Origin of the sequence: Acinetobacter sp. A3, assembly GCF_012371415.1 — a bacterium.
Lineage (GTDB): Bacteria > Pseudomonadota > Gammaproteobacteria > Pseudomonadales > Moraxellaceae > Acinetobacter.
Map to the genome: position 1 here is coordinate 57,779 of NZ_JAAZQW010000004.1, position 13,756 is coordinate 71,534.

Annotated in this window: 14 protein-coding genes; 9 read left to right on the top strand and 5 right to left on the bottom strand. The window is 40.4% G+C overall.

Features of this window, described 5'->3' with window-relative positions:
* Positions 1 to 15: 15 nt before the first annotated feature.
* The 7 genes from HHA42_RS02775 (at position 16) to HHA42_RS02805 (ending at position 7,287) form a co-directional block, all read left to right on the top strand.
* Positions 16 to 1,656, top strand: a complete 1,641-nt coding sequence (locus HHA42_RS02775; protein ID WP_168460667.1) for a CTP synthase — start codon at positions 16 to 18, stop codon at positions 1,654 to 1,656.
* 31 nt (positions 1,657 to 1,687) lie between these two features.
* Entirely contained in the window at positions 1,688 to 2,545 is an 858-nt protein-coding gene (gene kdsA, locus HHA42_RS02780; RefSeq protein ID WP_168417395.1) for a 3-deoxy-8-phosphooctulonate synthase, read from the top strand.
* A 76-nt stretch (positions 2,546 to 2,621) separates the two neighbouring features.
* Positions 2,622 to 3,911: a phosphopyruvate hydratase gene (eno, locus tag HHA42_RS02785; protein ID WP_168417394.1), complete on the top strand. Its 1,290-nt coding sequence runs from the start codon at positions 2,622 to 2,624 to the stop codon at positions 3,909 to 3,911.
* 12 nt (positions 3,912 to 3,923) lie between these two features.
* The gene (locus HHA42_RS02790) at positions 3,924 to 4,319 is read left to right on the top strand and encodes a septum formation initiator family protein (RefSeq protein WP_168460668.1); all 396 of its coding nucleotides are present in this window, start codon (positions 3,924 to 3,926) and stop codon (positions 4,317 to 4,319) included.
* A complete protein-coding gene (gene ispD / locus HHA42_RS02795; protein ID WP_168525394.1) occupies positions 4,279 to 5,010 on the top strand; it encodes a 2-C-methyl-D-erythritol 4-phosphate cytidylyltransferase in 732 nt (243 codons plus the stop codon). Before HHA42_RS02790 ends, ispD begins: the two co-directional genes overlap by 41 nt.
* 107 nt (positions 5,011 to 5,117) lie before the next feature.
* On the top strand, positions 5,118 to 6,254 hold the full coding sequence (rodA, locus tag HHA42_RS02800) for a rod shape-determining protein RodA (protein ID WP_168460671.1): 1,137 nt from the start codon (positions 5,118 to 5,120) through the stop codon (positions 6,252 to 6,254).
* A 124-nt stretch (positions 6,255 to 6,378) separates the two neighbouring features.
* Positions 6,379 to 7,287 (top strand): AEC family transporter, encoded by a 909-nt coding sequence (locus HHA42_RS02805; protein ID WP_168525396.1) that lies wholly within the window; start codon positions 6,379 to 6,381, stop codon positions 7,285 to 7,287.
* 23 nt (positions 7,288 to 7,310) lie between these two features.
* On the opposite strand, the gene HHA42_RS02810 is transcribed toward HHA42_RS02805, so the two are convergent.
* Complete coding sequence (locus HHA42_RS02810; RefSeq protein ID WP_168525398.1) at positions 7,311 to 7,961, bottom strand: hypothetical protein; 651 nt, start codon at positions 7,959 to 7,961, stop codon at positions 7,311 to 7,313.
* A gap of 98 nt (positions 7,962 to 8,059) precedes the next feature.
* Here HHA42_RS02810 and ispF point away from each other — a divergent pair, with 98 nt between their 5' ends.
* Positions 8,060 to 8,548 (top strand): 2-C-methyl-D-erythritol 2,4-cyclodiphosphate synthase, encoded by a 489-nt coding sequence (ispF, locus tag HHA42_RS02815; protein WP_168460674.1) that lies wholly within the window; start codon positions 8,060 to 8,062, stop codon positions 8,546 to 8,548.
* Positions 8,549 to 8,573: 25 nt separating this feature from the next.
* On the opposite strand, the gene HHA42_RS02820 is transcribed toward ispF, so the two are convergent.
* The 3 genes from HHA42_RS02820 to HHA42_RS02830 form a co-directional block, all read right to left on the bottom strand.
* On the bottom strand, positions 8,574 to 9,092 hold the full coding sequence (locus HHA42_RS02820; RefSeq protein WP_168460675.1) for a hypothetical protein: 519 nt from the start codon (positions 9,090 to 9,092) through the stop codon (positions 8,574 to 8,576).
* Positions 9,093 to 9,153: 61 nt separating this feature from the next.
* The gene (locus tag HHA42_RS02825) at positions 9,154 to 10,245 is read right to left on the bottom strand and encodes a 3-deoxy-7-phosphoheptulonate synthase (protein WP_180051312.1); all 1,092 of its coding nucleotides are present in this window, start codon (positions 10,243 to 10,245) and stop codon (positions 9,154 to 9,156) included.
* A 172-nt stretch (positions 10,246 to 10,417) separates the two neighbouring features.
* On the bottom strand, positions 10,418 to 11,305 hold the full coding sequence (locus HHA42_RS02830) for a sulfite exporter TauE/SafE family protein (protein ID WP_168525400.1): 888 nt from the start codon (positions 11,303 to 11,305) through the stop codon (positions 10,418 to 10,420).
* A gap of 212 nt (positions 11,306 to 11,517) precedes the next feature.
* On the opposite strand from HHA42_RS02830, the gene lpxB reads away from it, so the two are divergent.
* Positions 11,518 to 12,693 (top strand): lipid-A-disaccharide synthase, encoded by a 1,176-nt coding sequence (gene lpxB / locus HHA42_RS02835; RefSeq protein ID WP_168525402.1) that lies wholly within the window; start codon positions 11,518 to 11,520, stop codon positions 12,691 to 12,693.
* A 17-nt stretch (positions 12,694 to 12,710) separates the two neighbouring features.
* Here lpxB and HHA42_RS02840 read toward each other — a convergent pair whose 3' ends face one another.
* Entirely contained in the window at positions 12,711 to 13,652 is a 942-nt protein-coding gene (locus HHA42_RS02840) for an AraC family transcriptional regulator (protein ID WP_168525404.1), read from the bottom strand.
* Positions 13,653 to 13,756 lie beyond the last annotated feature (104 nt).

The following is a 13,756-nucleotide window of genomic DNA, read 5'->3' on the forward strand; positions in this document are numbered from 1 at the left end:
TGTACGAGAAACCCAATGACCCATTTTATTTTCGTGACTGGTGGTGTAGTTTCATCACTAGGTAAAGGTATTTCAGCTGCTTCAGTTGCTGCACTTTTAGAAGCCCGTGGTTTGAAAGTAACCATGGTCAAAATGGATCCATACATTAATGTCGATCCAGGGACAATGAGTCCTTTCCAACATGGTGAAGTTTTTGTCACAGAGGATGGTGCTGAAACTGACTTAGATTTGGGTTATTACGAACGTTTCTTGCGTCGTGCGAAAATGACCAAGTTAAATAACTTTACTTCAGGTCGTGTTTACCAAGACGTTTTAAACAAAGAACGTCGTGGTGATTACTTGGGCGGCACAGTTCAGGTAATTCCGCATATTACCGACAACATTAAAGAACGTGTACTTCGCGCAGGCGAAGGCTACGATGTCGCAATCGTAGAAATTGGCGGTACAGTAGGTGACATTGAATCTCTCCCATTCATGGAATCTGTACGTCAACTTATGGTAGAATTAGGTCATAAGCGCACTATGCTAATGCACTTGACATTATTGCCATATATCAAATCTGCTGCAGAGTTGAAAACCAAGCCAACTCAGCACTCTGTTAAAGAATTATTGTCTATTGGTATTCAACCAGACATTCTGATCTGTCGTACAGAACATGATGTCGATGCTGACACGACCCGTAAAATTGCACTGTTTACGAATGTGGAAGCACGTGCGGTGGTGGTGTGTAAAGATGCCAAAACCATTTATCAAATTCCACGTACTTTCTATGAGCAAGACGTTGATGATTTAATTTGTGAGCGTTTTGGTTTCAATGATCTTCCTGAAGCAGATTTATCTGATTGGGACAACGTAGTTGAAGCATTATTGAACCCAGAGTACAGCGTTCGTGTGGCGATGGTGGGTAAATATGTTGAACTGCCAGATGCTTACAAATCTGTAAACGAAGCATTGCTGCATGCGGGTATTCAAAACCGTGTCAAAGTTGAAATTGACTACGTTAATGCTGAAGAACTAGAAAGCCAAGATGTACGCACTGTACTGAAAGATGCAGATGCGATTTTAGTACCAGGCGGCTTTGGTGAGCGTGGTACTGAAGGTAAAATGCAGGCAATCCAGTATGCACGTGAAAACGGTGTACCTTTCTTGGGTATCTGTTTAGGTATGCAGTTGGCTGTGATTGAATATGCACGTAACGTGGCCGGTATTACCGATGCAAGCTCAACAGAATTTAACCGTTCAACCAAGTCACCACTCATTGGTTTGATTACTGAATGGTTAGATGAGCGCGGCGAAGTGCAACAGCGTTCTGTTGATTCTGATTTAGGTGGCACAATGCGTTTAGGTGCACAAAAATCTGAATTGGTAGAAGGCACAAAAACTGCACAAGTGTACGGTTCTAACGAAATTGTTGAGCGTCACCGTCACCGTTATGAGATGAATAACCGTTATATTCCAGTGCTTGAAGAAGCAGGTCTAAAAATTTCGGGTTATTCACCAATTCAGCACTTGGTTGAAACTGTGGAAATTCCGCAACACCCATGGTTTATTGCGGTACAATTCCACCCAGAATTTACCAGTTCGCCACGTGATGGACACCCATTGTTTGCAGGCTTTATTGGTGCAGCGAAGCAACAGCATCAAAAAAACAAATAAGATGGCTTTAGGAATAGACTAGGAAGTTTAAATGTCACTATTAAAACCACAGGAAATTGTCCGTTTAGGTGATATACAAATGGCGAACCATTTGCCATTTGTATTGTTTGGCGGCATGAATGTCCTTGAGTCCAAAGACCTTGCTTTTGAAATTGCTGAAACCTATGTGGATATTTGCAAACGCTTAGATATCCCGTATGTGTTCAAAGCCAGTTTTGATAAAGCCAACCGCTCAAGCCTGAACTCGTTTCGTGGTCCAGGCTTGGAAAAAGGCATTGAATGGCTGGCTGACATTAAAAAGCATTTTAATGTGCCAATTATCACCGATGTGCATGAGCCATATCAGGCTGCACCTGTGGCAGAAGTAGCTGACATTATTCAACTTCCTGCGTTTTTAAGTCGCCAGACCGATTTGGTTGAAGCGATGGCGAAAACTCAAGCCATTATCAACATTAAAAAAGCACAATTCCTTGCGCCACACGAAATGCGTCATATTTTGCATAAGTGTTTGGAAGCAGGGAATGACAAACTCATTCTTTGTGAGCGTGGCTCAGCATTTGGTTACAACAACTTGGTTGTAGATATGCTTGGCTTTGACATCATGAAAGAAATGAATGTTCCTGTGTTCTTTGATGTAACCCATGCCTTGCAAACCCCTGGTGGTCGCGCAGATTCAGCAGGTGGTCGCCGTGCACAAATTACCACTTTGGCACGTGCAGGCATGGCAACAGGCTTGGCTGGTTTATTCCTAGAAGCGCATCCTGATCCTGAGCAGGCAAAATGTGATGGACCTTGTGCCTTGCGTCTCTCACAGCTTGAGCCGTTCTTGGCACAGCTCAAAGAATTGGATACCTTGGTTAAAGGTTTCAAAAAGCTAGATACACACTAAGTTAGACGTATATTAAATTATAGACTCATTGATGCGATCAAAAGCATCTTGTTATTAATCAACTGAGGAATTGTTCATGAGCCAAATCGTTGACATTCGTGCACGTGAAATTTTGGACTCTCGTGGTAACCCAACCATCGAAGCAGACGTAATCTTAGCATCTGGCGTAGTTGGCCGTGCATGTGCACCATCAGGTGCTTCAACTGGTTCTCGTGAAGCTCTAGAACTTCGTGATGGCGATCAAGCACGTTACTTGGGTAAAGGTGTTAAAACTGCAGTCAACAACGTGAACACGCTAATCCGTGATGCGTTAGTAGGTAAGTCTGTGTTTGAACAAAAAGACATCGACAACACCATGATCGCGCTTGATGGTACTGAAAACAAAGAAAAACTAGGTGCAAACGCTACACTAGCAGTATCTTTGGCTGCTGCACGTGCTGCTGCAGACGAAAAGAAAATTCCTCTTTTCCAATACATCGCAGATTTACGTGGTCAAACAATTTTGACTATGCCTGTACCAATGATGAACATCTTAAATGGTGGTTCTCATGCAGACAACAACGTAGATATCCAAGAGTTTATGATTGAGCCAGTAGGCTTCACTTCATTCTCTGAAGCATTACGTGCAGGTGCAGAAGTATTCCATTCGTTGAAATCTGTATTGAAAAAACAAGGTTTGAATACTGCAGTAGGTGATGAAGGTGGTTTCGCGCCGAACTTACGTTCAAACGAAGAAGCAATTACTGTTATTCTTGAAGCAATTGAGAAAACGGGTTACAAAGCTGGTTCTGATATGATGCTTGCGCTTGACTGTGCATCTTCAGAATTCTACAAAAATGGTCAATATATTCTTGCAGGTGAAGGCAATAAAGCATTCTCAAGCAATGAATTTTCTGACTATTTAGCAGGTTTGGTCAACCAATATCCAATTATCTCAATTGAAGATGGTTTGGATGAATCTGATTGGGAAGGTTGGTCTTACTTGACGTCTATTTTGGGTGACAAGATTCAATTGGTAGGTGACGACCTATTTGTGACCAATCCAAAAATCTTACAACGTGGTATTAATGAGAAAGTTGCTAACTCAATTCTGATTAAATACAACCAGATTGGTACTTTAACTGAAACGCTTGATGCTATTTATCTTGCTAAAGCAAATGGTTATACCACTGTTATTTCACACCGTTCAGGCGAAACTGAAGACTCTACAATTGCAGATCTTGCAGTGGGTACTGCAGCGGGTCAAATCAAAACAGGTTCATTGTGCCGTTCTGACCGTGTAGCAAAATATAACCAATTACTTCGTATTGAAGAATTGACGAAAGCTGCATATCGCGGTAAAGCTGAATTCAAAGGTTTGAACTAAGCGACATCGTGCATGTTAAATGTATTTGACTCCAAAGCGAGTAAAGCATTGTTGGGCCTTGCGATCTTTTTGATCGCAGGGTTTCAATATTTATATTGGTTTGGTGAGGGTGGTTATCAGGACCATGCCGCACTGACAGAAAAAATCCAACAACAAACAGAATTAAATCAAGATCTCAAAGAACGCAATCGTGTACTTGCGGCAGAAGTGTATGACTTAAAAAATGGGGTAGAAGCCATAGAAGAGCATGCCCGTTTAGATTTAGGCTTGATTAAGCCACATGAAACATTTGTGCAAATGAGTACCATCAGCACACAATATAAACCCATTTATATTCAACCCAATTCAACTGTAGATTTACGCACCAATGAATCACAACAACCCGCAGCAACCGCCACAACACCCTAAACTTTGGGCGATTATTCCCGCAGCGGGTTCGGGTAGCCGTTTTTCAAAAACTGAATTAAAACAATATCAAACCATACAAGATCAAACTGTCTTAGAGCATAGTATTGCACGTTTAAATCATTTACCGTTGGCAGGCTATGTTTTGGCCATAGGTCAAGCAGATGATGTAGCACAAAACCTAAATTTGGCCCAAAAAGAAAAAGCACATTTTTGCTTAGGTGGCGCCGAGCGAGTAGACTCTGTACTGAATGCGCTACGTTATTTGGCGGAAATTGCACATGCAGATGACTGGGTCTTAGTGCATGATGCAGCACGTCCTTGTGTTACGACTACTTGTCTAGAGCAGCTGTATAAGACTGCACAAGACACAGATCAAAGTGCAATTTTAGCTATTCCTGTGCGAGATACCTTAAAGCACGTTGCACATGCACCTCAAATTGAAAAAACAGTCAGCCGTGACCATCTCTGGCAGGCGCAAACCCCTCAAATTGCAAAACTAAGTGTGCTCAAAACCGCAATCGAATCTGCTTTGGAGCAGAAACATACTATTACGGATGAAGCCAGTGCTTTAGAAGCTATGGGGTATGCAGTCAATGTCGTACAGGGGCGTTCTGATAATATTAAAATCACCTATCCTGATGATTTGGAACTTGCACGTTTAATTTTATCTGCACAACAACAAGCCCTGTAAAACCACAAGATAAAGTGGAAATTTCAGCGATTATAGTTTAATGATTCACTCTGTGCAGCTTTGCTTCTATAATTGTCCGTTCTGTCTATTTAAAACCTTTGAGCCGTATGAATCCATCGCAGCAGTATCGTTTTTTACGTCACTCATTACGTGATGGTAGAAGCATTAAAAATGATTCCTCACGTTGGACTAAACTACATTTAGATCCGTGGTTGCTATGCTTTTTAATTCTAAATGCGATTCTAGGTTTAATGGTGGTGTATAGTGCCACAGCACAAGACATGGGGATGGTTTTACGCCAAGCCACTAGTTTTGGGATTGGTTTTGTGGCCATGATCATTCTTGCGCAAATTCCACCGAAAGTGTATCAGGCGGCTAGTCCGTATTTTTATATGTTTGCTGTGGTCATGCTGGGGCTTGTTCTGCTCATTGGTGAAACCCGTATGGGCGCAAAACGCTGGATCAGCTTACCCGGAATTGGCAGCATGCAACCCAGTGAGTTTATGAAATTTGCTATGCCGTTAATGATGGCGTGGTATTTTTCTCGTCGTGCTTTTCCGCCTAAATTTATTCATATCATTGTTGCCTTAGTGTTGATGATGATTCCTTTTGTCCTTGTTGCCTTACAACCTGACTTGAATATTGGCCTGATTATTCCAGGTGTATTTGCCTTATTTTTAAGTGGGATGTCGTGGCGTTTGATTCTAGGTGCAATTGGGGCTTTGGCTGTTGCTGCACCTTTGCTTTGGATGTTCTTTTTACAGGAATATCAAAAGAAAAGAGTCTTGACCTTGTTTGACCCTGAATCTGATGCCTTGGGTGCAGGCTGGAATATTATTCAGTCAAAAATTGCAATTGGCTCAGGTGGTTTTACAGGCAAGGGCTATTTGGAAGGAACCCAGTCACACTTGGGTTACTTACCTGAACATCATACTGACTTTATTATGTCGACCTATGCCGAAGAATTTGGATTTATAGGTGTATTTTTACTGTTCAGTTTGTTTGCTGCCATTATTTTACGCTGCTTAATGATAGGGATGAACTGTTTCCATAATTTTGGCCGTTTGTATGCAGGTACAGTTGGGCTGACTTTCTTTTTCTTTGTGTTTTTAAACTCTGGGATGGTGAGTGGTATTTTACCTGTTACGGGTGACCCATTGCCGCTGATGAGCTATGGTGGTACAGCTGTGATTTCCATGCTTGCCAGTATGGGCATTGTGATGTCAATTCATACCCATCGTTGATATTGAACTAAATTAAGGTGGAGTGGATATAGTTCTTCATCATCTTATAAACTACTGAAATAGCCGAAGCTTAACAGACGTTCTCTATAAAATTTAAGCAGATCAGTGGCACACCGAGTACATCATGACCCAGTTAATTTTTATTGCACTGTTCCCCTTAATTGCTTTAATTGCAATGGGCTATGCATTGAAGCGTATTCACGTACTGGATGAACCATTCTGGAAAGGTGCAGAGAAATTAAATTATTATATTTTATTTCCAAGCATGCTGTTTTTAAACCTTGCCACAGCACACATTGAAGCGAAATCAATCGCACAAATTATGTTTGTGGTGGGTATCGTGGTCACATTGGCAAGTTCTCTGTTGTACGCTTTACGGCATTATTTTAAGACACCTGCGGCACGCTTTGGGGTGTATATGCAAAGCATGGTGCGCTTCAATACCTATATTGGTTTAGCATTAGTCGCAGCATTGTTTCAAGCGCAGGGCATGGCACTGTTTGCAATTATTCTGGTGTTTTGCATTCCATTGGTCAATGTATTGTCGGTACTTGCTTTGAGTGATACCAAGACTTTACAGCCACAGCAAATTTTATATGCACTGATGAAAAACCCACTGATTTTAGGCTGTATAGTCGGTGGTTTGTTTAACATATCAGGGCTGAGTTTGTGGATCGGCGCAGAGCATTTAATTCGGCAGATTGCTTTATGTAGTTTACCATTAGGGCTGATGTGTGTAGGGGCAGCACTACAGTTTAATGGTTTACAGCGAGACTTAATGCCTTTGGGATTAAATGTCGTTGGTCGCTTGCTCTTTATGCCTGCTTTGGCATGGCTTGTTTGTTGGGGTTTGAAACTACCAGTTTTAGAAACACAAATACTGGTCTTGTTTTTTGCTTTACCGACAGCATCTGCCGCTTATGTTCTAACACAGGTTTTAGGTGGTGATAGTCGGATGATGGCAACGGTCATTAGCCTGCAAACAGTGTGTGCAGCTTTAAGCTTACCATTCGTGTTGTGGTGGTTAATCTGAAGATTGATAAGGCTTAAACAGACTTAATCATATAAACGGTATATTCCTGCAAAGCGCTCACAGCCTTTTTGGCGAGTGTGTATTTTTAATATCGCTTTAGAATAGTCAAATTGATAACTGCAATCATGTTCATTGTCAGTAATTTCTGTTTTTTGTTCAGGTGTGGTGTAGGCTAAAAAAGCAATACTTTGCGATTCGAGTCGATTGTTCGGATTGCGATAAGCAAGTCCTTCAATTTTAATGCTATTTTTACTGAGTTGATGAATCTGTAAATGCACAGGCTGTGCAGCAAATTGACCATTTTCATATTTTAAATAATGCTGGGTCATGCTCTGATTCATAGAGGTAAAAAAATTCAGTTGATCGATACGTACATCAAATTGTTGGGTATAACAATTTAAACTTTTACATTGCTGTAGGCGTTGCATCCACAACTGTTGAGTGTCTTCTATAAGGCGAATTGGCGCATCACTCATCAAATATGCAGTTAAATGTTGATCATTTAATTTTTCACGTAATTCTGAAAAATCATCATTGCACACTTTGCTGAGCTTTGTTTGGGCAGCAGTAGAACAATCAATCCCTTGAGCATAAGAGAAAGATGAATATAAACAGCCAAATAGCAGCAGTGTGCCTAAGTTTTTGATAAGATAAATTTCAGATTTCAACAGCATGATCGCTTATACTTTCACTATGTTGCGCTAGTCTAACTATAGCGAAATCGAAAGTATGAATACAAGATTTCAATGATTTATTTCTACAGGAGTTGAACATGGTTGCACATATTCGAATTGGACAAGGATTAGATGTTCATGCCTTTGAAGCAGGGGATTTTGTGACGCTTGCAGGTGTTCAAATTCCGCATACACAAGGTTTAAAAGCACATTCAGATGGTGATGTGGTGTTGCATGCGCTGTGTGATGCGCTGTTAGGTGCATTGGCCTTAGGAGATATTGGTCAGCACTTTCCAGATACAGACCCGAATTATAAAGGTGCAGATAGCCGAGAGCTGCTTAAACATGTGTACCAACTGATTTTAGACCGTGGTTATAAACTGAATAATGCCGATATTACGGTGGCTTGTGAGCGTCCAAAACTTGCTACGCACACTTTGGAAATGCGCCAAAGTATTGCCGATGTGTTGGATGTGGAAGTAACACAAATTAGTATTAAAGCCACAACTACCGAAAAACTCGGTTTTACTGGACGTCAGGAAGGTATTTTAGCAACTGCAACAGTGCTAATTTCACATACTAAATAAAAATGAAGATATCTGCTGAGGTGAATCAAGTTTCAGCAGATTCTAAAGCCTGCTGTAAGTCTTGAGTGGCTTTACGACCTTGAAGCTGTAAAGATACTGCGTGAATTAAACCTGTCCACGTTTCATTGGGTTTCCAAATGTCATGTAAGAAGTCTTGTGCTGTGGCAATATCCATATCCATAAAATATTGGCGATATACATACATCAAACTACTGGCGTGATTATTGTTGCTACAGTGAACCCAGACCATTTGGCTTTCCAGTAAATGATCCAGTAAATCTAAAAACAATAAGCACTGATCTGAAGATGGTGTTTCCAGTGAAATTGGCAACTGAATATAGTTGAGTCCAATATCTAGACAAATTTTATCCTCATGGGGAAGGGTGTGTTCGGCATCACTTTCAGCCAAATTAATTACTGTGCCAATGCCGTACTCTTTAATCAGTTTTAATTCGTCTGCGGTAAGTTGACCTGAAGTAAACAGGCGTTCATGAACAAACTGGAATTTTTTAATTTGGCTAAGTTGAGTTTCAAGTTCATTCATGGCGAGTCATTTCCTATGCAACAAATAGAAACGCCATCATGAAGATGGCGTTTTTTAAATCTTAACGATTTGCTAAAACGTCTTTTAATGCTTCATGCATTTCAAGTAATGCTTTTTCTGTGGTTTCCCAGTCGATACAACCATCAGTCACAGATTTACCATACTCTAAATCGCATAAGTTTGCAGGAATATCTTGACGACCACCTTTAAGGTGACTTTCGACCATAATGCCTACAATAGACTTGTTACCATCAACAATTTGCTCGGTAATATTTTTTAATACCAGCGGTTGTAAGAATGGGTCTTTGTTGGAGTTGGCATGACTGGTGTCAATCATGATTTTGGTGCTAACTTTGGCTTTAGTTAAAGCATTTTCAGCTTCTGCAACAGAGCCAGCATCGTAGTTAGGTTTGCCATTGCCACCTCGTAAAACCACATGCGCATATGGGTTGCCGCTGGTACGAATTACAGAAACTTGACCTTGATCATTCAGGCCTAAGAAGCTATGACCATGTTTTACCGATTGCATAGCGTTGGTTGCAACTGTTAAACCGCCATCTGTACCATTTTTAAAACCAACAGGAGATGAAAGACCTGAAGACATTTCACGGTGTGTTTGGCTTTCTGTGGTACGTGCACCAATTGCAGACCAAGAAATTAAATCTTGATAATACTGTGGTGAGTTTGGATCAAGTGCTTCGGTTGCACATGGTAAGCCTTTTTCATTTAGCTCAAGTAAAAGTTTACGACCAAGACGTAAGCCTTTTTCAATATTGAAAGAGTCATTCATGTCTGGATCGTTAATTAAGCCTTTCCAGCCCACAGTAGTACGTGGTTTTTCAAAATAGACACGCATGACAATGTAAAGAGAGTCTTTTACTTTTTCGCTTAAAACTTTCAAACGATCTGCATATTCGTGTGCAGCAACAGGATCGTGAATAGAACATGGGCCAATGACCACAAATAGACGCTTGTCTTTACCATCTAAAATATTGCGGATAGTTTCACGACCATGAAGAACGGTTTGATAAGCAGTTTCAGTCAAAGGTAACTCAGTTTTTAATTCTGCAGGAGTCACGAGTGGCTGAATACTTTTAATATTCACGTCATCGATGTCTGATTGTGTAAGAGGATTAGACTGTAAAGTATTCATTGCCGTCACTGGTTTGATCATACAAAAGATTGTTTAATAGTCTGAATATAACATGAATTTCACTGTATTTTGTTATAAAAAGATGAATACTTCTTTAAAAAATAAGTGATGAATCGGGCAGATAAATTAAACTGCCCATTTCTATAAATTATATTCAAACTTAGTTTGTTAATTATTGCTTGGATTGTGCTTCAGAAATCACAACCGCTGTTTCAGGTGTACTTACAGGCTTAGATTTGACAGGATTCACCATAAAGTTAATCCCAATCACAAATAGGGTAATCCCTAAAACTTTACGAATAACTTTTTCAGGTAAACGGGAACTGAGCAAAGTCCCAACCACAATGGCTGGAATTGAACCGACTAGCAACCAAATCAATAAATTGAAATCGACATTGCCTGAACTCATGTGTCCTAAGCCTGCAACTAAGGTTAGCAGTACTGCATGCACGACATCTGAGCCGATAATACGAATCATTGGTAGGTTTGGAAACATTAACACCAAAGCCATAATGCCAAAAGCACCAGCGCCGACTGATGAAAGTGTGACAAATACCCCAAGTACAATACCCATAATTACAATCAGTACGCGCTTATCTGCGGCCTGAAGTTTGACTTTTTCTAAATCCTGAGTCATGTCAGGTAATTCTTGTTTTCTGTATTTATTAAAAAAAGTTTCGATTTGGCTACGGAAAACAATTGAGATGCCAGTTAAGGTCAACATAAAGCCAAGAACAACGGTCAGCACCATTTTATAATGAGTAGATTGGCTTAAGTAATTTTCCAATACCCAATGTGTGGCAAAAGATGCTGGAATACTGCCTACAGCAAGCCAAATTACAATAGGCCAGACGATATTCATTTTTTTTGCATGCACCAAAGAACCACAAAATTTTGAAATCGCGGCATAAAGTAGGTCTGTGCCAATGGCAATGTGCGGTTCAATTTTAAACAGGCTGATCAGAATAGGAGTCATGAGTGAACCACCTCCAACGCCAGTGACACCAACGCAGAAGCCAACCAATACACCCGCTAAAATAAACTCAATAGGACCAACCATGAAAAGCTGCCGAACATAAAAAAACGTGGATATAGTATGACTTTTGCAAATAAGCTGTTGTCTTGATTAATGATTTACTTATTCTTAAAACAGATATAGTGAATTTGGCTGTTTCAGGAAAATAGTCATCTAAAATTTCTATTTCTTACAAAATACAGTGGCTATGCTAAAATGCCCTAAGTGATATAAATTAAAATTTAGAGGAAAAACCTTTGCAAAATCGGAAACTTAAAATTGGTATCGTTGTGGGAGAAGTATCGGGAGATACTTTGGGTGCACAACTTATGCGACGTTTTCGTGAGCAAGGCATTGATGCAGAGTTTGAAGGCATTGGTGGGCCTCAAATGATTGCAGAAGGCTTTAAAAGCTATTATCCGATGGATATTTTATCGGTGATGGGCATAGTTGAAGTACTCAAAGACCTAAAAAAACTATTTGCGGTGCGCGATGGTCTAGTCGAACAATGGAGTAACAACCCAGTCGATGTTTTTGTAGGTGTCGATGCCCCCGATTTTAATTTACGTCTTTCTAAAAGTTTAAAACAAAAAAACCTACCCATTAAAACGGTACAATACGTTAGTCCTTCGGTGTGGGCATGGCGTCAAGGTCGGGTACATGGCATAAAAGCCAGTATAGATTTGGTGTTGTGTCTATTTCCATTTGAAAAAGCCTTTTTTAAAAAATGGAATGTGCCTGCTGCTTTTGTTGGGCATCCACTTGCGAGCCAGTTAAGTCTAGATAATCCAATTACAGCAGCGAAGCAGGAATTGGGTTTAGATGACACTCAGGCACATATTGCCTTATTGCCAGGTAGTAGACGTGGTGAAATTGAACGTTTAGGACCTTTGGTGTTAGATGCAGCTCAAATTTTAAGCCAAAAACATCCACAGTATATTTTTTTGATTCCTGCCATTAATGACGCACGCAAACAACAAATTGAAAATCTGTTGCAGTCTTATCCGCTAGTATTACAAGCCAAAATCAAGATTATGGAAAATCGTGGTACGGAGTCAAAAATTGGACGTCAGGTCATGAATGCATCCAATATTATTGCACTGGCTTCGGGAACGGCGACTTTGGAAGCGATGTTGCTGCACCGTCCTATGGTGACTTTTTATAAGCTCAACCGTATTACCTACTGGATTGCAAAATTGTTGGTCCAAATTCCGTATTATTCATTACCGAATATTATTGCAGGTAAAAAGGTCATTCAGGAATTAATTCAGGATGATGCAACGCCTGAACGCTTGGCTTCTGAAATTGAAAAGCTAATGAATATTGAAGCTGCACAGATTCAAGCCATGCAGCACATGACCATGCATAAACAATTGCTGTCAGACAATAGCGAAGACCCAGCCCAAGCAATTTTGGCAATTTTGGATCACTAAGTTATTCGCATAATTATTTATAGAGTGGTTTGAAATTGCTGTCGATATTGGCTAGGCGTCAGTTCAAACTGCTTTTTAAATGTCTGGCTAAATGCGGTTTCTGAAGAATAACCCACACGATGTGCTATTTGTTGTATCGACAGTTGGCCTTGCTGCAAATAATTTGATGCCAAACGCAGACGATGTTGTTGTAAGTAGGCCAAAGGTGGCTCGCCAATTAACTGATTAAATAAGTTGGCAAATTTAGAGCGGGACATACAGCATTGTTCTGCTAGGCTTTCCACAGTCCAAGCCTGTTCGGGTTGGCCGTGAATAGCCGCTAAGGCATTGGAAAGTTCGGGATGTGCCAAAGCACCAAGCCAGTTATTGGAGTCATCTAACTGGGCAATATAATCCCGCACACATTCTATAAGTAAAATACTCACCAAGTGATCGAGTATTTTGTCACGGCCAGGTCGGATTTGATGACTTTCTACTGCTAAAAACTGTAAGCCAATTTGCAACCATTCAGGTGCTGTGCTGCACATAATATGTGGAATATGTAGATATTCGGGTAGGGCATTTAAAAGTGGTTTTGCCATCGTGGTATCCATGTGGCACTGGATTACCAATATAAATGCATCTTCAGCTTGTTCGTGATGAACCGTTCCGAACTGAACAGACTGCTGTGATTTAAGTTGGAATAAGTCTGAAATATCAAAATGTTCAGTCCAGTGTGTCTTGGCTTGCGCACATGCATAATGACTACAACCCGAAGGAATCAGCACAATATCGCCTGCATCTACTTGTAGTTGGGTTTTTTCAGACAAGTGCACATGCAGTGTCCCTTGTAGCACCACATAAGCCAGCATGGCACCCTGATCATGATATTGAAATGACCAATTTCCATGCGGATTCAAATAGATATACGCAGACTGGTGTAAATGTATATCTTCAAAAATCTTACTTAAAGCATCCATATTTTAAGCATAAACAAACGTAAAATTAAAAACCTGTGATTTCGGGACAATATTGCGCATTTTGCGCCAAAGACTTTTGCATAGTTTTTTTGGACGTCTGCAAC